The organism is Desulfosediminicola sp. (assembly GCF_048381775.1).
Lineage (GTDB): Bacteria > Desulfobacterota > Desulfobulbia > Desulfobulbales > Desulfocapsaceae > Desulfopila > Desulfopila ganghwensis.
The window spans coordinates 24,876-47,568 of the sequence record NZ_JBLXGE010000006.1 but is presented as its reverse complement, the minus strand read 5'-3'; the positions used below and the strand labels follow the sequence as shown (position 1 = coordinate 47,568).

Annotated in this window: 17 protein-coding genes; all 17 read left to right on the top strand. The window is 50.4% G+C overall.

Annotated features, from left to right (window positions below):
* The first annotated feature begins 398 nt into the window (after nt 1-398).
* Entirely contained in the window at nt 399-854 is a 456-nt protein-coding gene (gene mraZ, locus ACN5NT_RS11235) for a division/cell wall cluster transcriptional repressor MraZ (RefSeq protein WP_136798725.1), read from the top strand.
* On the top strand, nt 854-1,756 hold the full coding sequence (rsmH, locus tag ACN5NT_RS11230; protein WP_419175501.1) for a 16S rRNA (cytosine(1402)-N(4))-methyltransferase RsmH: 903 nt from the start codon (nt 854-856) through the stop codon (nt 1,754-1,756). Before mraZ ends, rsmH begins: the two co-directional genes overlap by 1 nt.
* 28 nt (nt 1,757-1,784) lie before the next feature.
* A complete protein-coding gene (locus ACN5NT_RS11225; protein WP_419175500.1) occupies nt 1,785-2,183 on the top strand; it encodes a hypothetical protein in 399 nt (132 codons plus the stop codon).
* A 2-nt stretch (nt 2,184-2,185) separates the two neighbouring features.
* Nucleotides 2,186-4,063, top strand: a complete 1,878-nt coding sequence (locus ACN5NT_RS11220; protein WP_419175499.1) for a hypothetical protein — start codon at nt 2,186-2,188, stop codon at nt 4,061-4,063.
* Nucleotides 4,064-4,065: 2 nt separating this feature from the next.
* Nucleotides 4,066-7,140, top strand: coding sequence for a UDP-N-acetylmuramoyl-L-alanyl-D-glutamate--2,6-diaminopimelate ligase (locus ACN5NT_RS11215; RefSeq protein WP_419175498.1), 3,075 nt, complete (start codon nt 4,066-4,068; stop codon nt 7,138-7,140).
* Nucleotides 7,141-7,219: 79 nt separating this feature from the next.
* Complete coding sequence (gene mraY / locus ACN5NT_RS11210) at nt 7,220-8,299, top strand: phospho-N-acetylmuramoyl-pentapeptide-transferase (RefSeq protein ID WP_419175497.1); 1,080 nt, start codon at nt 7,220-7,222, stop codon at nt 8,297-8,299.
* Nucleotides 8,299-9,717, top strand: a complete 1,419-nt coding sequence (gene murD, locus ACN5NT_RS11205) for a UDP-N-acetylmuramoyl-L-alanine--D-glutamate ligase (RefSeq protein ID WP_419175496.1) — start codon at nt 8,299-8,301, stop codon at nt 9,715-9,717. Before mraY ends, murD begins: the two co-directional genes overlap by 1 nt.
* Nucleotides 9,704-10,882 (top strand): undecaprenyldiphospho-muramoylpentapeptide beta-N-acetylglucosaminyltransferase, encoded by a 1,179-nt coding sequence (murG, locus tag ACN5NT_RS11200; RefSeq protein WP_419175495.1) that lies wholly within the window; start codon nt 9,704-9,706, stop codon nt 10,880-10,882. Before murD ends, murG begins: the two co-directional genes overlap by 14 nt.
* Entirely contained in the window at nt 10,866-12,242 is a 1,377-nt protein-coding gene (gene murC, locus ACN5NT_RS11195) for a UDP-N-acetylmuramate--L-alanine ligase (protein ID WP_419175494.1), read from the top strand. Before murG ends, murC begins: the two co-directional genes overlap by 17 nt.
* Before the next feature lie 50 nt (nt 12,243-12,292).
* Nucleotides 12,293-13,330 (top strand): cell division protein FtsQ/DivIB, encoded by a 1,038-nt coding sequence (locus tag ACN5NT_RS11190; RefSeq protein WP_419175493.1) that lies wholly within the window; start codon nt 12,293-12,295, stop codon nt 13,328-13,330.
* A 4-nt stretch (nt 13,331-13,334) separates the two neighbouring features.
* Nucleotides 13,335-14,633, top strand: coding sequence for a cell division protein FtsA (ftsA, locus tag ACN5NT_RS11185; RefSeq protein WP_419175492.1), 1,299 nt, complete (start codon nt 13,335-13,337; stop codon nt 14,631-14,633).
* Between the two features lie 113 nt (nt 14,634-14,746).
* The gene (gene ftsZ, locus ACN5NT_RS11180; RefSeq protein ID WP_136798736.1) at nt 14,747-15,994 is read left to right on the top strand and encodes a cell division protein FtsZ; all 1,248 of its coding nucleotides are present in this window, start codon (nt 14,747-14,749) and stop codon (nt 15,992-15,994) included.
* Between the two features lie 157 nt (nt 15,995-16,151).
* Entirely contained in the window at nt 16,152-17,798 is a 1,647-nt protein-coding gene (locus ACN5NT_RS11175; protein WP_419175491.1) for a radical SAM protein, read from the top strand.
* Complete coding sequence (locus tag ACN5NT_RS11170) at nt 17,734-19,260, top strand: two-component system sensor histidine kinase NtrB (RefSeq protein ID WP_419175490.1); 1,527 nt, start codon at nt 17,734-17,736, stop codon at nt 19,258-19,260. The genes ACN5NT_RS11175 and ACN5NT_RS11170 overlap by 65 nt, the downstream gene beginning before the upstream one ends.
* A gap of 7 nt (nt 19,261-19,267) precedes the next feature.
* Nucleotides 19,268-19,939 carry an ABC transporter ATP-binding protein gene (locus ACN5NT_RS11165; protein WP_419175489.1) on the top strand — a complete coding sequence of 224 codons (672 nt, stop codon included), beginning with the start codon at nt 19,268-19,270 and terminating at the stop codon, nt 19,937-19,939.
* Nucleotides 19,936-20,742, top strand: coding sequence for an ABC transporter permease (locus ACN5NT_RS11160; RefSeq protein WP_136798739.1), 807 nt, complete (start codon nt 19,936-19,938; stop codon nt 20,740-20,742). The genes ACN5NT_RS11165 and ACN5NT_RS11160 overlap by 4 nt, the downstream gene beginning before the upstream one ends.
* A gap of 222 nt (nt 20,743-20,964) precedes the next feature.
* Nucleotides 20,965-22,689: an FAD-dependent oxidoreductase gene (locus ACN5NT_RS11155; protein ID WP_419175488.1), complete on the top strand. Its 1,725-nt coding sequence runs from the start codon at nt 20,965-20,967 to the stop codon at nt 22,687-22,689.
* The last annotated feature ends 4 nt before the right edge of the window (nt 22,690-22,693 follow it).

Below are 22,693 nucleotides of genomic sequence, written 5' to 3'. Positions count from 1 at the left end.
TTTAAAAACAGGCAGGGCAGGTCGTAAGTACCACCTTCAGAGTAGTCCGAAAGTAGTTACCCCACCTTGTACCACCAATTTGATTCCTGCTCCATATCATGTAACAAGGCGTGATCATGTGTTGTAGAGCGAAGTTGTTGTAATTGCAGGGCCTCTGAGGCGCAAATAAACTATTTATAATTGATGGGAATCGTGCCTTGATACGCCATATATGGGCTGAGAAATATGGGCCTACAACATGTTGTGTAACATCATGGTATGGGTGTGGTTTCTTAGGTGCCTGATCTTGCGGATATTTTTCCTTGACATGGTTTGCCTTGCTGTTATAAATGAATCAAGGTGGTGTAAAGTGGGTGCGAAGGGTGTAAAGTGGAGCAAAGAGGTTTTGGGAGAGAAAAATTAAGAATCGATTTCGCAGCAGATCGGAGCACACGCTGGACGGCAAGGGAAGATTGAACATCCCCAGCCGCTTTCGTGAAGTGCTCCAGCAGTATGACTCAGACGTGCTGATGATAGCACCCTGGGGCAAGACACATCTGCGTGCGTTCCCAGTTCCTGAATGGGAAGCCTTTGAAAATACACTTATGACTGAAGGCCGAAAGCAAAAAGGCCTCGCCCGCATCATGAGATATGTTGTTGGTAGTGTAGCAGAGTGCGGATTGGACAAACAGGGAAGAGTGCTGGTGCCACCGCATCTTCGTGGCGAAGCGAGCCTGCAGCGTGAGGTCGTTCTGGTAGGAATGCTCAATCACGTTGAGATATGGGATAAAGAGACCTGGGAGGAAGAAAACCAGGCAACAAGTGAGAATTTTGCTGAGTTTGATGAACAATTTGCTGAAATGGGGATTTTCTGATGGTCGAGTCAAAACAGGATATTGAACAGATACATGTATCGGTTCTGCCTAATGAGGTGCTCGGTTATCTGCAGCCAGGACCGGAGGGGACCTATATGGACGGTACCCTGGGGCTTGGCGGGCATACCCGGTTGATTCTCGACGCATCTTCTCCCACGGGAAGGGTAATCGGTTTTGAGTGGGATGAGAATGCAATCAAGCGAAGTCAGGTCCGTCTCGCCGAATATGGAGACAGGCTGACCATAGTACGAAGGAATTTTGCCGAAATAGCAGCAGGTCTTGAAGAAGCGGGAGTTGAGGAACTCGATGGGCTTTTGATAGATATCGGTCTCTCTTCGCTCCAGCTCGAAAAGGGGGAGCGGGGATTCAGTTTTCAGCGTGATGAACCGCTGGATATGCGAATGGATCAGAGGCGTGACGTGACGGCTGCTTCTATCCTGGCAACGGCAAGCGCAGATGAGCTTGCAGACATATTTTTCTACTACGGGGAAGAGCGCCAGGCCAGAAGAATAGCTGCAGAAGTGGTCAGTCATCGCCGTAAGGAAAAAATTACCACTTCAAAAGAATTGGCCTCAGTGGTGGCCAGAGCGATACCCAAACGGTTTCACCCGCAGAAGATCCATGTGGCAACCAAAGTGTTTCAGGCTTTACGGATTGCTGTGAATACCGAGCTTGAAAATCTTGCGAGAATTCTCGATGAGGCTCCGGCATATCTCAAACCGGGTGCTCGTTTTTGTGTGATTTCGTTTCACTCTCTGGAAGACCGGATGGTGAAACGGAAGTTTCGGCAGAATAAGGATCTGGAAATACTTACCTCCAAGCCCATAAGTGCGACACCAAAGGAAATAGACGTTAATCCAAGATCGCGCAGCGCAAGATTGCGTGTGGCTCAAAAAAGGTAGAGAGAACCGCTTACTCAGGAGATAAGAGATGATTATTCATAACTCAGCACAACCATATACGCGCCCGGTGGCGAACATCGGTATTCACCAGACTCTTTCCGGCAAAAAAACGACAGAGTTGCTTGGCTGGTTGAAGCCGACTCAAGGCACAGGTCGTCTTGCCCTGGTGATTTGTCTGGCAACCGTCGCAGTTAATCTTGCAATGGGTGGCTATAGCGGCCATCTTTCGAGCGCGACAGCGGAACTCGAAAACCACAGGCATGAACTTATTGACCAGAATATAACCTTGCGGGCAATGCGTGCTTCGATGATGACTCCACTCGCTATTGAGCGTGTGGCAGGTGAAAAACTCGCTTTGCAGAAAGCAGATGCAAATCAGATATTAGTATTTAACAGCAGTAAGCGTCGGTTTGAGACATTGCAGTAAACATGGCAGCAAATCCCGGTCTGCGGCGTAAGCAGAAGAAAAAGCGCAGACTGGTCGTCACTCTCGCAGTGATGGCGCTGATCGGCTCAGTATTCGGTCTGCGAACGATGGATGTTTCTCTGTTCATGAAGAAACTACGGGGGATTGGTGTACCTGTAGCTGAGACGAGTGTCCGGGGGACGATTTACGATCGAAACTACAGGGAACTTGCCGTCTCATTGGCCAGGGTATCTGTCTTTGCCCGTATGCGTGAATTGGAGTCCATTGACAAAACTGTTGAGGAGCTGGCCCCTGTTTTAGGGATGGATAGTGACGAGTTGCGGGAAAAACTGCGCACCGACACTATGCGTACCTGGCTGGCGCGAGACATCAGTGAACAGCAGGAAGAAGCTATTCAGGCGCTGGCGTTGCCCGGAATAAATCTGCATGTAGAGCATTCCAGGTATTATCCTCTCAAAGATGTGACTGCGCATCTTGTCGGTTATGTAGAGGATGACATAGGGTTTTCCGGTGTCGAATACTATTACGACCGGCTGGTGCAGAAGATGCTGGCCCGTGATAGTGACGATGGATTCAGAGGAGGAGTGGGGCAACACCTGCTGCTGACCGTCGACCTGAAGATTCAGGAGCTATTCGAAACCATTGCCGTACAGGTAGTCAGGGAGAGGCCGGAAGCAAAGATAGGGTTATACATGATGGATGCCGAGACGGGAGCGATAGTCGCTGCTGTCCAGGAGCCATCTTTCAATCCCAATAAGCACCGGGTCTACTCCCAGCATCAACTGGAGAGTATGCTCACCAGGCCAATGGTGGTGCCGGATACGTTTAAAGCGCTGCTCAAAGAGAGTGCTGCCATCCAGGCGAGTTTTGAGTCGTATGGCCGTTTAAAGCCCTGGAGCATAAGTAAGGATAGTACCAGCCTTGGTGCTGAGTTGAGACTTTGGGAAAAGCTGGGATTTAGCGCAGGTTATCCAGAGGATTTTGGTAATAGCAGTGAAAGGCTGAACAGAAGTGGTGGTATTTTCAAGGTCGCTAACCCCGATGAAAGAAACTTCGGAACTGTACCTGAATTTTTATCACCACTTGAGCTGATGAGTGGTGTGAGCACTCTGTTAAACGGCGGAATTGCAGTTCAGCCATATTTGGTCGAAGCTATTGTATCTGCTGAGGACGGCAGGGAACTGTCGCTGAGGAATCAGCAACAGGAGTCCACGGGGAAAGGACGAAATACCATTGAGCCAAAGGTCTCTGATGAGATCGCAGGAGCTGTTACAGCATTGAGTAAAACCAATGAACTTGGTGGTGCTCTGCTGAGTGATGTCAAAAGGGTGAGCATCAACAGGAATAGCACGTTTGAGTATCTCGACAATGAGCTCTACCTTGCTGCAGTTCCTGCAAAAAGGGCGAGCCTGGTCGTGTTGGTGACGGTGCAGGGTGGTGATAATGTGGTCGAAGCGCAGGGAGAAGCCGAAAAGCTTGATCTTGAGCAGGCCATAAGCGAATTATTGCCCCGCGTCGCAGTGTTGCAGCAGGTGGGTAAGTCGGTAGCGGATATGGCGGAGCGAGGAGTTGATGCCGGTGGAAACTACCCTGTCCAACTGCGCAAGGAGAGAGAGGTGGTTCGACCGATTCTCGGGGGGGAAGAGGTTGAACAGAGGGCGCAAAGTGTAATGCCTGAGCTGACAGGGTTCAGTCTCAGAAAAAGCTTACGCCTGTTGCAGGGAAAAGATTGTGTCATCCGTGTCCATGGAACAGGGCAGGTGGTAGCGCAGGACCCCGCAGCAGGCACGCCCTTTTCAGAAGCAGAAGAGTGTGTACTGAAACTGCAGCGACAGGAGGATGTACGACTTGAAACACTAGAACAAAAACTGTCGGAATAAAGATGGACGACCGGAAAAATAAAACCGGGAACAAGCTCCCCCCAGGAAGTACAGCAACTCTGCTTGAGTTGTTCGCTGGAATAGACTTCAAGGAAGTCCATTCAGGACAAGAGAGTTGTGCCCAGCGCCTGGTAGGTAAAGTAAGCAGTGATTCCAGGGAGATTGATCAGGATGATCTGTTTATTGCTTTACCCGGTACACGCACAGACGGGCATAGATTTGTTGCAGCGGTAACAGCAAAGAATTGTGCAGCAGTAGTGGTAGAAGAGGGCTCCGAGTGGAACGTAGCAGACGGTTGGCAGGGGATAGTCGTTGAAGTTCCTGATTGCCGTTACGCCTATGCACAGATTGCCGAGAACTATTACGGGCGGCCGGCTGAGAAAGTGAAGCTGATCGGGATCACCGGGACGAACGGCAAAACCACTACCACCTACCTGCTTGAGGATGTGCTGAAAGGACTCGGCTGTAGCGTCGGAGTAATCGGCACCATCAATTATCGCTATCTGGTAGATGATAAACAGGTTGTTTTGCCATCCCCTTTCACCACACCTGAGGCTATGCAGCTTCAGGCATTACTCTTTGAAATGACTGAGGCCGGTGTCGAATATGTGATTATGGAGGTGTCGTCCCACGCGCTCGAACAGCAGCGCATAGGCAATCTCCGCTTCAATATTGCCGGGTTTACCAATCTTTCCAGGGACCATCTCGATTATCACTCGACGATGGAAGAGTACTTTGCTGCCAAAACTCTTCTGTTTTCCAATCATCTCGATCCTGCAGGTTGCGCGATCATTTCAACACCACAGCAGCCCGGTGAAGTTGAGGATTGGTCGGGCAATATGGTTGATTACTGCTGTCAGCATGGTATTCGGCTACGCACCTGTGGCAAGGATGCAAGGGCGGATGTTCGTATTGAAAGCTACCAATCCACCCTGAAAAAAACGGAAATCAATCTGGTCCTCGATGGGCAGCAATTCAGTGTAACAACGCCGCTGGTAGGGCATTTCAATGTAGATAACTATGTCACCGCCCTGGGGCTGGCCCTCGCTCTCGGTATCCAACCGTCACAAGCAATAAAGACACTTTCTGTTTCGATTGGCGCACCTGGCAGGTTGCAAAGGATTAGTGTTGATGACGGAACGTCTGTTGAGCCACCTGTTGTTTTCGTCGATTACGCCCACACCCCGGATGCGCTGAAGCAGGTTCTGGCCACAGTGAAGGCGTTGCCACATAAGGACCTCTTCTGCATCTTCGGCTGTGGCGGCGATCGGGACAACGGCAAGCGCCCTGTTATGGGTGGATTTGCCGGTGAATATGCTGATGTCGCAGTCGTGACCGATGATAACCCACGTACCGAAGATCCGGAATTGATTCGCAGCCAGATCCTGCCCGGCGTGCTTGCCTCTGGCTGTCCTCAAATGGATGAAGAATGGCTCAGGGCAAGAACCGAGGGTGAGCACGGCTTTGTCATGATAGGTAATCGCCGAGAAGCTATTGCCCGGACAATTGCAGCGGCGGGAGCCGGAGATATTGTTCTGATAGCCGGCAAAGGACACGAAAAATATCAGCTCGGCATCAACGGCAAACATTTTTTTGACGATTGTCTGGAAGCTGAAACAGCACTGCTCAGCTGGAATATGGAGTCGGTGATCCAGGCGATTGAAGGTCGGCTGGTAACATCAACCTACCTGAGTGCAGGCAAGCCGGGTTTAGGCAAAGTCTCCACAGACAGCAGATCGATTGAAAACGGAGATATCTTTGTAGCTCTCAGGGGAGAAAATTTTAACGGCCACGACTTTGTCGCCGCTGTCGGAGAAAAAGGCGCGGGTTGTGCGGTTGTCGAAAAAGGTTTTGTGGCTGATAAGGTTGAAGTGCCGCTGATTGAAGTGAGTGATACCCTGGAGGCATTGGGGGCTCTGGCACGACACAGAAGAAGGTTGCTTGCCCGGCACTATCAGCAAAGTGTGGTAGCAATTACTGGCAGTTGCGGCAAGACAACCGTTAAGGAGATGACCGCGGCCATAATGAGGCGAAGATGGCCGGCAGGCCCAGATTACCCAGAGAATGCGGTACTGCAGACCAAGGGAAACCTCAACAACCTGATCGGTCTTCCGCTTTCCTTACTTCCCCTTAGTCCACAGAATCGGGCAGCTGTGCTCGAGATGGGTATGAATGCACCGGATGAAATCCGGACCATGGCCAAAATAGCCGAAGCGGATATTTGCTGTATTACCAACGTTCATCCGGTTCATCTGGAAGGGTTGAAAACCATCGAGGGTGTCGCTGCAGCCAAAGAGGAATTGTTTGAAGAGGCAAAAGCGGATGCAGTGTTGATCATAAATCTCGATGATCCCCATATCGCAAAAATGGCAAAGAGTTACAGCCAGCGCCAGATCAGTTTTTCAACGGATGCCGGGAACAATCCGACAATCCTGGCAACAGACATCCGTGTCGGTGCTGATGGCCTCATCAGATTTGCTCTGCAACTCGGGGACGAACAGCAGGAAGTTTGCCTCCATACCGTAGGTTACCATAACGTAGCTAATGCCCTTGCTTCAGCAGCAATAGGAGTGGCAGCAGGTATACGCTTAGTTGATATTGCGGCCGGGCTTGGTGATTTCAGACCAGCAGACCGGCGCATGGTGCAGTTGAAGACCAAAAGCGGTGTAGGTGTATTAAACGATACTTATAACGCCAACCCCGCATCAATGGTTGTCGCTTTGAAAACACTCAAAGAGATGACTTCCGGTCGTTGCGTCGCAGTGTTGGGTGATATGCTGGAGCTTGGCGAAGGGGCGAGCGAGGCTCATCGCCAGTTAGGCCGTGTCGTGGCGGAACTTGATGTGAACTATCTGGCGGTGGTTGGAGAATTCGGTGGTGACGTTGTCTCAGCAGCACGAGCTGCCGGTATGGCCGCTGACGCTGCAATATGGTTCGACGATAAGGATAACGTTCCGGAATGGATTGAAAAGTTAGAAGATGATGGAAAAGTCACCAAAGGTGACTGGATTCTGGTAAAGGCTTCCCGTGGATTACGGATGGAGACAATAGTTGCCAGGTTGACAGGAAAGGGTTGAGTAATGATGTCAGGCAAGGTAGAAAACCAACTCGATAACCCCCTTTTAAACCCGCAACAAAATTAGCCGAGATTGAACAATGCTGTATCACTTACTCTATCCACTGCACACTGAATTTATCGGATTCAATGTATTCCGATATATAACCTTTCGCTCTATCGGGGTGGCGGTTACCGCTTTTCTGATAATGATCATCTTTGGTCCTGCTTTTATTCGCATGATCAAGCGCAAACAGATTGGCCAGGTAGTACGAGATGATGGCCCGGAAACCCATCTTGCCAAGCAGGGGGTGCCAACCATGGGTGGCTTGTTAATACTTGCCTCGATAACGCTGTCGACCCTGTTCTGGGCGCGGCTTGATAATCCATTGGTCTGGTTGCTGCTTTTTATCACAGTATTTTTCGGCATGATCGGAGCCTTTGATGACTACAAGAAGGTGAGCAAGAAGACCACAGCCGGTCTCAGTGCCAGGGCTAAGCTCCTCCTGCAGATACTCGGGGCCGCGGTTGTCGGGCTCTTTATCTTTTTTCACCCCGGTTATGATGGGCAGTTGAGTTTACCATTTTTGAAAGATGTTAATCCTGATTTAGGCTGGTTTTACATCGTTTTTGCGATCCTGGTCATTGTCGGTTCATCCAACGCTGTAAATCTGACTGATGGCCTCGATGGCCTTGCCGTCGGGCCTACTGTGGTATCTTCGGCTGTCTATCTGGTGTTCTGCTATCTGGCGGGGCATGCGGTCCTGGCTGATTATCTGCAAATCCCGCATGTCCAGGGCAGCGGCGAACTGGCGATTTTCTGCGGTGCGATATTTGGGGCCTGTCTCGGATTTTTATGGTTCAACGCGTACCCTGCGCAGATATTTATGGGGGACACCGGTTCACTGGCCTTAGGTGGTGCGCTGGGTTCTGTGGCGATAATTATCAAACAGGAATTTCTGCTGGCCATAGTCGGTGGAATCTTCGTGATGGAAGCACTGTCCGTGATCATGCAGGTTGGCTATTTCAAGATGACCAACGGCAAGCGTATCTTTTTGATGGCACCGTTTCATCACCATTTTGAGAAAAAAGGCTGGCATGAGCCCAAGGTGGTAGTTCGTTTCTGGATTGTCTCAATTATTCTCGGCCTCTTTGCCATAGCAACCCTGAAACTGCGCTGATGCATGATGAACTGAAAATAAAGCCGGGAATGAGGGTCGGCGTTATCGGGCTGGGAGTAACTGGTCGGGCCATGGTGCGCTATTGTCTCGGCCTCGGAGCAGAGTTGTTTGTTTCAGATAACCGTTCGGCAGAACAGCTTGTTGCCGATGAGGCTGAGTTGCTGGAAAACAGCCGGCTGCAATGGGAAGCAGGAGGCCATACTCTGGAATTCCTGCAGCAGGCGGATATGGTGGTTGCAAGTCCAGGTATCCCCCAGGACCATAATGTGATTCTCGGTCTCACCAGGCTTGGCATTCCTGTGGTTGGTGAACTGGCAGTGGCCGCGCCATCGCTTTCCATGAAAGTGGTAGCTGTAACCGGCACCAATGGCAAAACTACTGTGACAGCCTTGATCGGCGAAATTCTGGCACAGGCGGGCATAAATGTCTTTGTCGGCGGGAATATAGGTACCCCCCTGGTGCAGTATCTGCACGAGGGAGGCAATGCTGAGGTGATGGTTCTTGAGCTATCAAGCTTTCAGTTGCTGATGGCTGGAACCTTTGCGCCCCAGGTGGCAGTATTGCTCAATATCACCCCGGATCATATCGATCGTCACGGCAGCCTCGAGGAATATGCGGCGGCCAAGATGAGAGTATTTGCAAACCAGAAAGCGGCAGATACGGCCATTATCAATGGCGACGATCCGCTCTGTGTGCAGCTTGCAGATAAGATTACCAGCAATTGTCTGAAGTTTGGGACAAGTGGTGATCAGAAGCAATACGCCGCACAGATCAAGGGCAATGAAATCTGGTTGTTAGGGGCTGAAAACAAAGAGTGTTACGACCTGGCAGGAACAGTGCTCGCCAATAAGATCGGGGCCCAGAACGCGGCTGCGGCGATTTTGGCCGTCAAGAGCCTGGGGCTTACACATGATCAAATTATGGCAGGCTTGAGATCCTTTACCCCAGCTCCCCATCGTTTGCAGCAGGTCACTGAACACCGTGGCGTGCTCTATGTCGATGACTCGAAAGCGACAAATACCGGAGCGGCCATCGCAGCTCTTGAGCAGCTCTCCGGCAAAGCTGTTTTAATCGCAGGCGGTCGGGAAAAGGGTGAAGACTACAGCATGCTGAAAGCGGCGATCCGCGATAAGGCCAAAGATGTTGTGTTGATCGGTGAAGCTGCTGAAAAGATGAAGACTTCTTTCAATGGCGCTGTGCCGCTGCATATGGCCACAACCATGGCGGATGCTGTGCGCAAGGCAACTCAGCTGGCCAAGGCCGGCGATACCGTATTGCTTTCCCCGGCATGTGCGAGTTTTGACATGTTCAACAGCTATGGTCATCGCGGGCAGGTTTTCAGTGAAGAAGTTCTTCGGCTAGTGGCTGAACAGTCGGCGGGAAAAATGCATGATGGGGGCGAAAATGACGCCAACTAAACCCATTCGAATGCTGATTACCGGTGGAGGCACCGGAGGACATCTCTTCCCGGCAGTGGCAGCAGCGCAGGCGCTTACAAGAAGAGAGCCGGAGAGTGAGGTGCTTTTTATCGGCACCCGCAGAAAAATTGATACCACAAGTCTCGAAAAATACGGATTTGCCAGCTCTTCGATCTACAGCTATGGGCTGAAAGGGAAAACAATCCCTGCCTTGCTGAAAGCCCTGGCAGTGTTACCAATATCGTTTTTCCAGGCGTTGTCGCATATCCGTCGTTTTAAGCCGGATGTTGCCCTGGGAGTCGGGGGGTATGTCACCGGCCCTGTGATGCTTGCGGCTCGGATCGCTGGTGTGCCGACCATTGTGCACGAGCAGAATTCTGTGCCGGGGATGGCGAATAGAAAGCTTGGCGCAATTGTAGAAAAAGTGTGTATTTCACTGCCGGGAAGTGAACGATTTTTTCCGTCTGAAAAAGTTGTGTTCACAGGTAACCCTGTGCGGCAGGATATCCTGGCACTTGCAGGCGAAAACAAGGATACGGATGAGCCCAAACCGTTCACATTGCTGGTGCTCGGCGGCAGCCAGGGAGCCCAGGCTTTGAACAAGCTTGTAACCGGGGCGATCTGCAGCGCGAATAATAAAGCATTCGGGCAGATTCGGGTGATTCACCAGACAGGTGCCAGGGATTGTGATTGGGTGCAAAAGAGCTATGAGCAGGCCGGAGTTGATGCCCAGGTGTCAGCGTTTTTTGAGGACATGAAAGCTGTCTATGAGCAGGCAGATTTTCTCGTGTCGCGTTCGGGGGCCACTACTTTGACAGAACTTGCTGTGCTCGGTAAGCCGGCACTTCTGGTACCTTATCCCCATGCGGCTGATGATCATCAACAGAAAAATGCGGAGCACTATGCACAGGGCGGTGGAGCTTTTGTCTGTCGTGAAAGTGAGCTCACTGTGGAAAGTGTGCGGGATACGCTCAAAGAGATGGCAGGGGATGTGGCAAAATTAGCCGAAATGGGCAAGGCGATGAAGCGTCTCGGAGCACCGGAAGCTGCCGAAAAGATCGTGGATGTTTGTTTGGCTTCTGTTGCAGATGCCGACAGAACCCGGGGAAAAGGGATAACTGAAAAAATTAACCCGGGAAGGGTGGAGAATGTACCGAAAAAATAAACATATACATTTTGTCGGCATTGGCGGCATAGGCATGAGTGGTATCGCAGAGCTGCTACTGAATCTCGGTTACACTGTATCAGGATCAGATCTTTACGGCTCAACGATCACAGATCGGTTGGCTACCTTCGGCGGCATAATTTTTAAAGGTCATCAGGGTGGCAACATAGAGGGCGCTGATGTTGTTGTGACTTCTTCTGCAATTTCCGCAGAGAACCCGGAAGTGCTTGAGGCAAGAAAACAGCACATACCAGTGATTCAGCGTGCTGAGATGCTTGCCGAACTGATGCGATTGAAAAAGTTCGGCATTGCGATTGCCGGGAGTCATGGCAAAACATCGACTACCTCCATGGTGAGCTGGATGATGGCTCAGGCTAATCTTGATCCAACTATTGTGGTTGGCGGCAAGGTAGATGCCTTAGGCGGCAACGCCAAACTGGGCAAGGGGGAGTTCCTGGTCGCTGAAGCAGATGAGAGCGACGGTTCATTTCTGAAGCTGTCGCCGGTGCTTGAGGTGGTAACAAATATCGATCTGGAACATCTCGATTATTACGAGAACCTTGACCAGATCAAACAGGCATTTCTGGATTTCATCGATAAAATACCGTTTTACGGAGCGGCTATTCTCTGTCTTGACGATGAAAACATTGCGGAATTGCTGCCAACGATAGGGAAACGCATCATCACATACGGTCTGAATTCCCAGGCAGACTTATATGCCGAAAATGTTCATTTCAAAGATGGGCGTGTTCATTTCACGGTAAGTGATCAGAGCGGTATGCTAGGCGAGGTCAACCTCGCTCCACCGGGTAAGCACAATGTCTATAATGCATTGGCGGCAATCTGTGTTGGCCTGGAGCTTGAGATACCATTTGGTACCATTGCTGAAGCACTGACCAGCTATGCAGGTGTGCAGCGAAGGATGCAGAAAAAAGGTGAAATCAAGGGCATCACGGTTGTTGATGATTATGGACACCACCCAACTGAAATCAGGGCCACGTTGTCTGCGATCAAGGCGGCATGGCCGGAAAAACGCCTGGTGGTGCTCTTTCAGCCACATCGTTACAGCAGGACCAAGGCGCTGTTCAAAGATTTTACCACCGCCTTTCACCAGGCCGATGTGCTTGTGCTTACCGATATTTACGCTGCAAGCGAGCAGCCCATAGAAGGCGTAAGCGGTGAGTCGCTTTTAGCAGAGATTGAGCGGCATGGCCAGCGACACACACGGTTCATCCCTTCGGTGGAGAATATGGCTGAAAGCATCATGGGTGATATCGGTGAGGAAGACCTGGTGTTGACGCTGGGTGCTGGAAATATTGTGCGGGTGGGCGAACAATTGCTCGAGCTGCTCAAGAAATAACAGGGATGGAGAAAGCAATATACTATTGATCCGGAGGTGCGACCCTGAAGTTGAAGTTGCTTCAAATACGGAGAAAACTCAATGAGTTCTCCGATTTTCTAAGGCAGTGTAAGCGTGAATTACTGTCGAGGAAAAAAGGACAGACCGCAAGTAACAGCGATCTGCGAGGCTATAAATTCGCCTCCACGCCCGAGATCAAAGCCAAAAGTAAAAAGCAATTATGGCAGATAGTTAGCAAAAAGTTTCGAAAAAAACGGGTGCATGTAAATAACAGGTACACCCAGAGCGGAACCTTGGCAGATTCCAGGAAAGTGTGGTTGGCGCCTGCTGCAGTTTTGCTGGTGGTTTCCAGCCTTTTCCTCGCTCTCGGTGGGCCCGGTTGGGTGGGGATGTTGCTGGCGGATCTATCTTTTTTCAAGGTTCGCAATATACAGTATTCGGGTTGCAGGGTTGTTCCGGAAGAAGAGATCCGACAGCTATCCGGCATAACCCTGTACCAGACCAGTCTGCTGGGCCTGGACCAGGCCAGGGTGGTCAACAACATTGGCAAGCATCCCTGGGTGAGTCAGGTCAGTATAAAACGAAACTGGCCGACTGATATCGCCATTTCGGTCAAAGAGTACACACCGGTTGCCTTGATGAATGTGGTCACCAGCGGCAAACCACAGCTCTATTATGTCGACCGATACGGATTACCGTTTTTGCGGGTTTCAGCTGAGGATGATGTTGATTTTCCCGTTATCACCGGCCTGGATCGCGTAAACGATGAGCAGGAGAAGAAAGCGATTTTCAGTGATGTTTATGATTTCATCCGGGTAGTGAGCCAGAATAATCCGAATCTTCCGGCCCAGTCGGTATCGGAGATACATATAAATGAGAGAGGCGAGCTGGTTGTTTATCTGGTCGATTACAAGTTCCCTATCTTTTTTGGCAGGGGTGAAATCAGACAAAAGTATTCTCGTTTGTTGAGAGTGCTTGATTCGTTGTACAGAGGACGGGGAAAAGGAGTTTTACTCTCAGGTGTGGAGTATATCCGAATGGACTATTACAACGGTAAAGTGTTGGTTGCACAGAGTGAGTCGAGTTGACGAAATGAGAGAAAACAAAGAACTTGAGCCGGTCGTACACGAACCGGTAGACGAAATCGAGCCGGTAGATGAACAACTTGAACCGGTTGAGAGGGAGTTTGGTGATATCATTGTCGGTCTTGATATCGGTACCACCAAAATCTGTTGTATTGTCGGTGAGGTCTTTCCGGGCAGGGTTGACGTAATCGGCACCGGCACAGTACCGTCAAACGGTCTCAGGAAAGGTGTAGTCGTCAATATCGAGTCAACCGTGAACTCCATAAAGGAGGCGGTGCGCCTGGCGGAAGAGTCGGCTGGATGCAATCTTCGTTCGAGTTATGTCTATGTCGGCATCGCAGGCAATCACATTAAAGGTTTTAATAGTCCGGGTATTGTGGCGGTAAATAATAGGGAGATCAAAAAGTCGGATATTGACGATGTGATCAATGCCGCCAGGACTGTGAAAATTTCCGAGAACCAGCGCGTTATTCATGTAATGCCCCAGGAGTACATGGTCGATGATCATACCGGCATTCAGAACCCTCTGGGGATGACCGGTGTAAGGCTGGTAACAAATGTACATATCGTCACCGCGGATATCGGAGCAGTACACAATCTGGTGACCTGCTGCAACAAGGCAAATCTTGAAGTTGCCGAGCTGGTACTGGAGTCTATAGCCTCAGCCCATGCGGTCCTCAGCCCTGATGAGATGGAACTGGGGGTAGCGCTGGTTGATATTGGTGGCGGCACTACAGATGTAGCGGTTTTTTGTGAAGGTACCATCCGTCATACCTGTGAGATTGGTCTCGGTGGACACAACCTCACCAACGATCTCTCTGTTGGGCTCAGGACTCCCCTGCAGGAGGCGGAGCGCTTGAAGGAAGATTATGGTGGGGCTATCTCATCAATTATCAAGCCGAATCTCGTGGTGGACGTACCAACTGTCGGAGACAGACAGCCCAGAAAGGTTACCCAGAAGGTGCTGGTTGACATTCTCGAGGCCAGGACCATTGAAATTCTCGAAATGATTGATCGGGAGCTTGTTGCCAGTGGCCAGAAAAATAAGATAAATGGCGGTATCGTCATCACAGGCGGAACCGCGCTGCTGGCAAATATTATCGATTTAGCAGAACAAATTTTTGATTTGCCTGTCCGTATAGGATATCCGTCAGGTGTTTGTGGTAAATTGGACGAGATTCACTCGCCACGTTGTACTACCGCGACCGGCCTGGTGCTATTTGGCAGGAACAAAAACAGCGAAATTCAGAACAGGGAACCATCGGCTCTGGACAAGCTGAAAGGCTGGGTCAAAAAAATCATGTGACTGTAATTTTTTGTTTATTGGAACGGGTGTAAGTGCTATATTATGCACTATTTGAATGTTATGGTTGTCGCATTACCCAAGCGATAATCTAATTGAGTAGCAGGGGGAACCGTATGCCGTTCAGAATGGCAGAAGTAGAAGGTGTAGCAGTCGTAAAAGTAATCGGTGTCGGCGGTGGTGGCGGCAATGCGATCAACACCATGGTTACCAATCGACTGCAGGGTGTGGATTTTATCGCAGCCAATACCGACAAGCAGGCCCTTATGCAATCAAAGGCTGATGTCTGCTTGCAGCTTGGCCCAAGTGTTACCAAAGGGCTGGGAGCCGGCGCCACGCCGGAGACCGGAGAGCAGGCTGCCTTGGAATCCCTTGAGGATATTAAGGAATCGCTGAAGGGTGCCGACATGGTTTTTGTCACGGCAGGATTGGGTGGTGGTACCGGTACCGGTGCAGCCCCGGTTGTGGCAAAAGTCTCAAAAGAGCTTGGTGCGCTTACTGTTGCAGTGGTGACCAAACCATTCAACTTCGAAGGCAAGTTCCGCTCGAAGAATGCCGACCTGGGTTGGGATGAACTGCAGAAGTATGTCGACACCATCATAACCGTGCCCAATGACCGTTTGTTGTCGTTGATGCAGAAAAACAGCAAACTTTCGGATATGTTGAGCATGGCCGATGATGTGCTGCTGCAGGCGGTGAAAGGTATAACCGACCTGATCAATGTGCCGGGGCTTATCAACGCCGACTTTGCCGATCTCAGAACCGTAATGAAAGAAGTTGGTCCGGCGGTTATGGGGTCAGGCGCTGCGGTTGGAGAGCATCGTGCGGTTGAAGCGGCACGCAAAGCTATCGACAATCAGCTGTTGGAAGATTTTGGTATCGATGGTGCCCGTGGCCTGCTTATCAATATCTCCGCTTCCGAAGAGACCTTTTCCATGTCTGAATTTATGGAGGCTTCACAACTTATCCAGGAACGTGTGGATGAAGATGCCAAGGTTGTAATCGGTGCACTTTATGATGACTCTTTAGATGATGAACTCCACGTTACTGTAATTGCCACCGGTGTGGGTGATATTACCGGCAAGAAAGAAGCTATCGCCAAGGTAAATGAACTGCACGTAAAGAGAGCTGACAGGGAGCATATATCAGCCGGGGAAATGGATACGGTCAATTCATCAGCTAAACCTGCAGCACCAAATAGACATAATCCAAGAGTGACGAGGTTGCCGGGTTCAAATTTCGAGACCTCCGACCCCTTTGGGGTGCATAAATCCAGTGATGCTGAAGCCAAGCGGGATATTCCTTCCTGGCAGAACGAGGATCAGCTGGAGACACCGGCGTACTTACGCAAAAAAGCCAATTAGTTTTGAGGGCATACGTATCAGGAAGCAGTATAAGAAAGCACAGGGGTATTCGAATAAACGAGATGCCAGGCTGACCCTGGAAAAAGGCAGTTACCTGAAAAAATGGACAGGGCGATTGCCTGTTGCCCTGTTGTATCCAAACACTTACGAAGTGGGTATGTCCAGTCTTGGTTATCAGCTGGTCTATGCCCTGCTCGCTGAAGATGATCAATTGGTCTGCGAGAGATTTTTCCTTCCTGAAAATGGAGAACCGCTGCGTTCCATGGAGTCACAGCGGCCCCTGAACCATTTTCCACTCATCTTTATTTCCATCAGCTTCGAGCACGATTATCTGAATCTTGTGAAGATGTTGCGAGCGGCCTCAATAGAACCGTTTGCCGGCAACAGAAGCGAGAGTATTTCCAGCGAGCAGCCACTGGTTATCTGTGGTGGCGTTGCCACCTTCATGAACCCTGAACCATTGGCCCCGTTTGTAGACCTGATGATTCTAGGTGAGGCAGAACCTGTTCTGCCTGCGTTGGTTCAGGAAATCGCTGATTCCTATGAGGGAAAAACGCGCAGTGAATTGCTGAGGTCTTTAGCCACCACTCGTTCCAGTTGTTATGTGCCGGGCCTGTATACACCAGTTTATGATGAAGACGGGTTACTCTCCAGCTATCAGGCAGAGGCAGGGATTCCTCAGCATGTGACCAAATCCGTGGTGGAGAAATCCCCTGTTGCCGGGCATTCCCAGCTTATAACGCCGGAAGCTGAGTTCTCAGAGATGCATCTTACCGAGCTGGGTCGCGGCTGCTCCCGTGGTTGTCGTTTTTGTGCAGCCGGTTTTATTTATCGTCCACCGAGGCTGTGGGATGGCGATGCTGTGGTGGAAGGGCTTCGGGCACGCTACAGTGATGTTGATCGTGTCGGTCTGCTTGGTATGGAGATGGCGAACAGTGAATCTTTAGAGATGATCAGTGATTATCTGCGAGAGAGCGGTTGTGCCCTTTCATTTTCCTCTCTCAGGGCTGACAGACTCAACCAGCCTCTTATCGACCTGCTCTCGGCAAGTAAATTGAAAAGCGTGGCCATCGCCCCGGATGGTTGCTCAGAACGTTTGCGACGGGTTATTAATAAGGGACTCGATGAGCAGGACCTGCTCGATGCCGCAGAACGGTTGGTTGACGCCGGTATATTCAAACTGAAGCTTTACCTGATGATCGGGCTTCCCACAGAGAGTGACGAGGATCTGCAGGAAGCTATTGATCTGGTCAAAAAGATCAAGGATCGAATTGATCCCATTGGCAAAGCACGCGGCAGGCTCACCGAAATAGGCATCTCGGTAAACTGTTTTGCGCCGAAGCCCTGGACTCCCTTTCAATATCATCCCTTTGGCATGAGTGACCCACTACCGAAAGGTGAGTTGGGTGATAGTAAAAAAGTGGTCATGGAGTTGAAGCGCAGGCAGAAATTGCTGCGTAGGGAACTGTCGAAAATTGCCAACGTACACCTGCAGTTTGACAAGCCGGAGAGTGTGTTGTTTCAGGCGGTACTGGCCAGGGCGGATCGTCGTATCGCTACGGTTTTAAATGATATGGCGGAACGTGGTCTAAACTGGAAACAGGCCATGAAAAAGAACGCCCTCACCCCCGAGCAGTTTGCCATATGCGGTTTTGATGAAAGCAGCTGGTTCGGCTGGTATGTCATTGATCATGGCATAAAGCACGATTATCTCTGGTGCGAATATCAGCGGGCCTTTGATGAAAAAACGACCAGTGCCTGTGACACCTCAATCTGTCGTCGTTGCGGTGTTTGCAATGAATAAAGAGGCAACGAGGGTTGCTGAGGAGATAAAGGCCCGCCAGAAGAAAAAGACTCTGGATGCGGGCTTGCAGCCGTTTACCCTGGTCAAATATTTCACTTTTTCCAGTCTGTTCTTCATTCTCATCTTTACGCTCTTCCTTTCCTGGGCAATTTCCAACAATGCTCGCAAAGTCATGCTCAAACAGAGTGAAGAGTATTCCATGGTGTTGGCTGAAAACCTCAATCAGCAGGTGTTTCGACGATTTGTTCTGCCGACCGTTGTTCGTTATGGAAATATCGCCCTGAGCCATCCTGAGCAGTTCGCCAATCTCGACGCCATTGTTCGAGGTGTTATTCAGGGGATGAAGATCGAGTCGGTGACTATTTACGATTCCTCAATAAATATCATTTCATATTCGACTATTCCAGAAATGGTGGGGCGAAAAAATCTTGGTGGGCCTGAGTATGAATTCGCTCTCCAGGGCATAGCCAACTCCAGGCTGCACTATGAAGGTAGTGTGTTGAACTTACTACCGGTCAATCAACCTCCAAGTTGTGAATTATCGAGCTACATACCCTTCAGGCAGGTCAGGGAAACAGGAGAGGGGACTGAGGCGATAATGGGCGTAATTGAAATCGCCAAAGACCTCAGCAATGAGTACACCAATATTATCAGGCTTCAGGGCAGCATTATTGCGGTATCCAGCGCGGTAATGATGGTTTTGTTTCTGGTCCTTCGAATGATTGTTGCCAGAGCAGGCAGGATAATTGAATCCAGGGCTCTCGAGCGGTTGCGCCTTGAGGAGAAATTGAATCAGGCTGAGCGACTCGCCCACCTTGGTACCATGGTGGCCACTGTTTCCCACGAGATTAAAAGCCCGCTTGGCATAGTGCGCAGTACTGCTGAGATACTTGAGAAGCGTATTTTAAAGGTCGCCCCGGGGAATGAACATCTGGCCAGGATTATTGTCGATGAAACCAGTCGCTTGAACGATATTGTTATAGAGTTTCTCGATTTTGCGAGACCTCAGGCGCCAAAGCTGGCAATGGGTGATGTGAATGTCCTGATGGAAAAAGTGCTCAATTTTGCTTCACCCATGATCAAGGAACAGAATGTCGAGCTTGAAACCGATCTGGCGACCGACCTGCCACTGATCCCCATAGATGACGCCCAGCTGTATAGAGCGCTCCTTAACATCCTGATAAATGGTCTGCAGGCCATGGAACAGGGTGGTAAGCTGAAGGTCGCAACATTGATAAATTCATCAGAGAATCTGGTCATTGCCATAGAGGACAGCGGGCCGGGCATGGACAGCGACAAACTTGACAAGATTTTCACCCCGTTTTTTACTGATAAGCACAAGGGTACCGGTCTCGGTCTGGCTATTACCAAAAATATAGTAGAAAGTCATAACGGTGCCATCCACGTCGAGAGTACTCTAAATGAAGGCACAACCTTCTCGATCGAGCTTCCTGTCAAATGAGAACAACTTGAATAATTCATCTTTCGCCTCAACCTCCCCGACGTGCCTGGTAGTTGAATCTCTTGAGTTTCTGGAAAACGGACCATACAGTTTCTCGCTGCCGACAGGCCAATGCGTTGGTATCAGCGGACAGTCCGGTGTGGGGAAGTCCCAGCTGCTGAGGGCTCTTGCCGATCTCATCCCCCACTCCGGCACCATCACTCTTTTCGGGGAGCCGATAGACAGTGTTGCCCCACAAAGGTGGCGAAGCAGAGTCTTGATGGTGCCCGCAGAATCGGCCTGGTGGCATGACACTGTAAAACCACATTTCACCACAGAGTTGGACACTGAACTGTTCAACAGGGCAATCGTAGCACTCGGTTTTGACGACGATGTTTTGAACTGGCATGTGAGCAGGTTGTCCACCGGCGAGAAACAGCGGTTGGCGCTGGTTCGGGCGTTGGTTTTACAACCGCAGGTATTGCTTCTTGATGAACCAACTTCAGGTCTGGATGCATATCACACAGACCAACTCGAACGTCTTATCAGTCAGCTCAGGCAGGAACAGAATCTCTCTGTGCTTTGGGTGAGTCACGATAAGGAACAACTGGCAAGGGTGGCCTCAAGCATTTTAGAGCTTAAAAGAAACTCCATGTCTATGATGCAACCGCAAAAGGTTTCCTCAAAGAGGACACAATGAATGTAATTTCTCTGAGCGCCTTCGATCTCGGGCTGGCCTCGCTGTTGCTCGTTGCTCTGGCTGTGACCAGCATGTGTTTGAGTCTGGGTATTGAGAAGAAGCTTATTATTTTCACCTGCAGGATGACAGCTCAACTCCTTTTTATCGGTTTGGTGCTAAAGTTTTTATTTGGCAATGCCAGCGGTTGGCTGGTTGTGCTGATGTCGTTTATAATGCTTGCCATGGCTGGCAGAGAGGTCGAGGCGAGGCAGCAGAGACGTTTTCGAGGCCGTACCGGCTATCTGATTGGGACTGGTGCTATGTTCGTTTCTTCCTTTTCAGTGGCCTGTATTTCCATATTGGTCGTTATACGGGTAGACCCCTGGTACACCCCGCAATATGCAATCCCGTTATTGGGGATGCTGCTAGGGAACACCATGACAGGTATCGCTTTGGCTGTTGATCGTCTAACGACGATGTTCTATGATAAGCGTGCTGTCGTGGAGCAACGCCTGATGCTGGGACAGACCTGGCAGGAGGCGAGCGAGCAGATTCGCAAAGATTGCATGCGAACGGGAATGATGCCGATCATCAACTCAATGGCGGCAGCAGGAATTATAAGCCTGCCCGGCATGATGACCGGTCAGATTCTCGGCGGAACTCCACCGGTTGAGGCGGTGAAGTATCAGATTCTGATTATGATGCTGATCGCAGCAGGCACAGGTTTCGGTGTAATTGCGGCTATCTGGGCTACCAGTAAAAATCTCTTTGATCAGCGACACCGGTTGCGTCTTGATTATTTGCTTGAGAGATCGGGGTCCTGAGAGGCTGTCGGAGGGTTCGCTTTCCTTACATATCTGGTGCTGGCCTGTTAAGATAGAAGGTTACAGGCTGTCTCTATGAAGCAATCATTGCCACAGGTTAAACCTGAATCGGCTTGTCTTTTTGTGCTGATAGTGTTCATATGTCTAAAAATGGCGTACGACGCTATAGTGTTATCTTCATAATAACTTCCAGTTAAATATATAAACCTACCGGAGGCGGAAGTGAGTAAAAGAATAGTGATTATTGGTGGAGTTGCGGCCGGACCCAAAGCTGCCGTTCGATTGAAAAGGCTGATGCCTGACGCAGATGTGACCATGGTGGATCAGGATAGCGTAATCTCCTACGGCGGTTGCGGTATTCCGTATTATGTTTCCGGTGATGTGGCGGATGAGAAAGAACTCCGCTCCACCAGCTTTCACATGGTTCGTGATGAGAAGTTCTTTGCCTGCGCCAAGGGGGTCAAGACCCTTACCTCCACCAGAGCCGTGGCTATTGATCGGGAGAATAAAACCGTCTCAATCGAAAAGGTAGAGACCGGTGAAAAGGGCACACTCGAGTATGACCAGCTGATGCTTGCCACAGGTAGCCAGCCGTTTGTACTCCCAATCCCCGGTAAAGATCTCGATGGTGTTTTCACCATCAGTGATCTGCATAAAGCAATCGATATTAAAGAACGAATCGCCAAAGGCCAGGTAGGAAAGGCGGTGGTAATCGGCGGCGGGGCAATCGGCCTTGAGATGGCCGAGGCTCTCACCGATCTATGGGGGGTAGAGACGGCAGTTGTCGAATTCATGGATCAACTGCTGCCCAAAGCGGTAGGCACCAATATGGCTGCAATTCTCACCAAACATCTCAGGGATAACAACGTCGAGGTCTATCTGGGCGAGGCCGCCGAGGAGATTGTAGGCGAAGCCGGCAAGGTGACAGGTGTTCGCACTGCTAACCGCACCCTGGAAGCCGATCTGGTCATTATGGCAGCGGGTGTTCGCCCACGTTCTCAGCTTGCAGTTGATGCCGGCCTTCAGGTTGGAGCCACTGGTGGTATTGTGGTGAACGAGCGGATGCAGACTTCAGATGCAAACATCTATGCAGCGGGTGACTGTGTAGAAATTCCACACCTGGTGACAGGAAAGCGGTTCGTTGCTCCTTTCGGTAGCCTGGCCAACAGGGAAGGTCGTGTGGCTGCGGACAATATGGCTGGCATTCCGTCTTTATTCAAGGGAAGCGCAGGGGCGTTCATCATGAAAGCTTTTGAGATCTCTATCGGCTCTGTTGGTTTGAGTCTGAAAGAGGCTTTGGCTGAAGGTTACGATGCCGATACTTCTCTTACTTCACCATCAGACAGGGCACACTTTTTTCCAGGCCAGGATATTATTTGCTTTGAGCTGGTTTTTGACCGCAGAACCAGAAAAGTGCTGGGTCTGGAAGGTGTCGGCCCGATGAATGATGGACTCTCCGCTCGCATTGATGCTGCAGCGGTGGCTATCGCAGGCGGTGCCACCATCGATGAATTCGGCAATTTGGAAATGGCCTACGCACCACCGTTCTCACCAGCCATCGATGCGATCAACGCGGCGGGCTATGTAGCAGACAACATTTGTGACGGCAGGATGCGCCAGATCCAGATGTCCGAGTTTTTTGCCTGGATGGCCGATCATTCCAGCAAACCTGACTGGCAGGTGCTCGATGTGCGTCATCCCAAGCAGGTAGCACCGTTTGAGGAAAAGCACGGTAAAGGGATCTGGAACTCATTGCCGTATGAGCAGATACGTGAACGTTACAATGAGCTGCCGGATGATAAGACCCTGATCATTTTCTGCAATGCAGGTTCCCGTTCATACGAGGTTCAGGTTTTTCTCGATTCGGTTGGCAAGAAGAACCACTTTGTATTGCCCGGTGGTTTCAATGTGATCCGTCGCATGGGCGCAGATTGGTTGCCTGAATAACAAC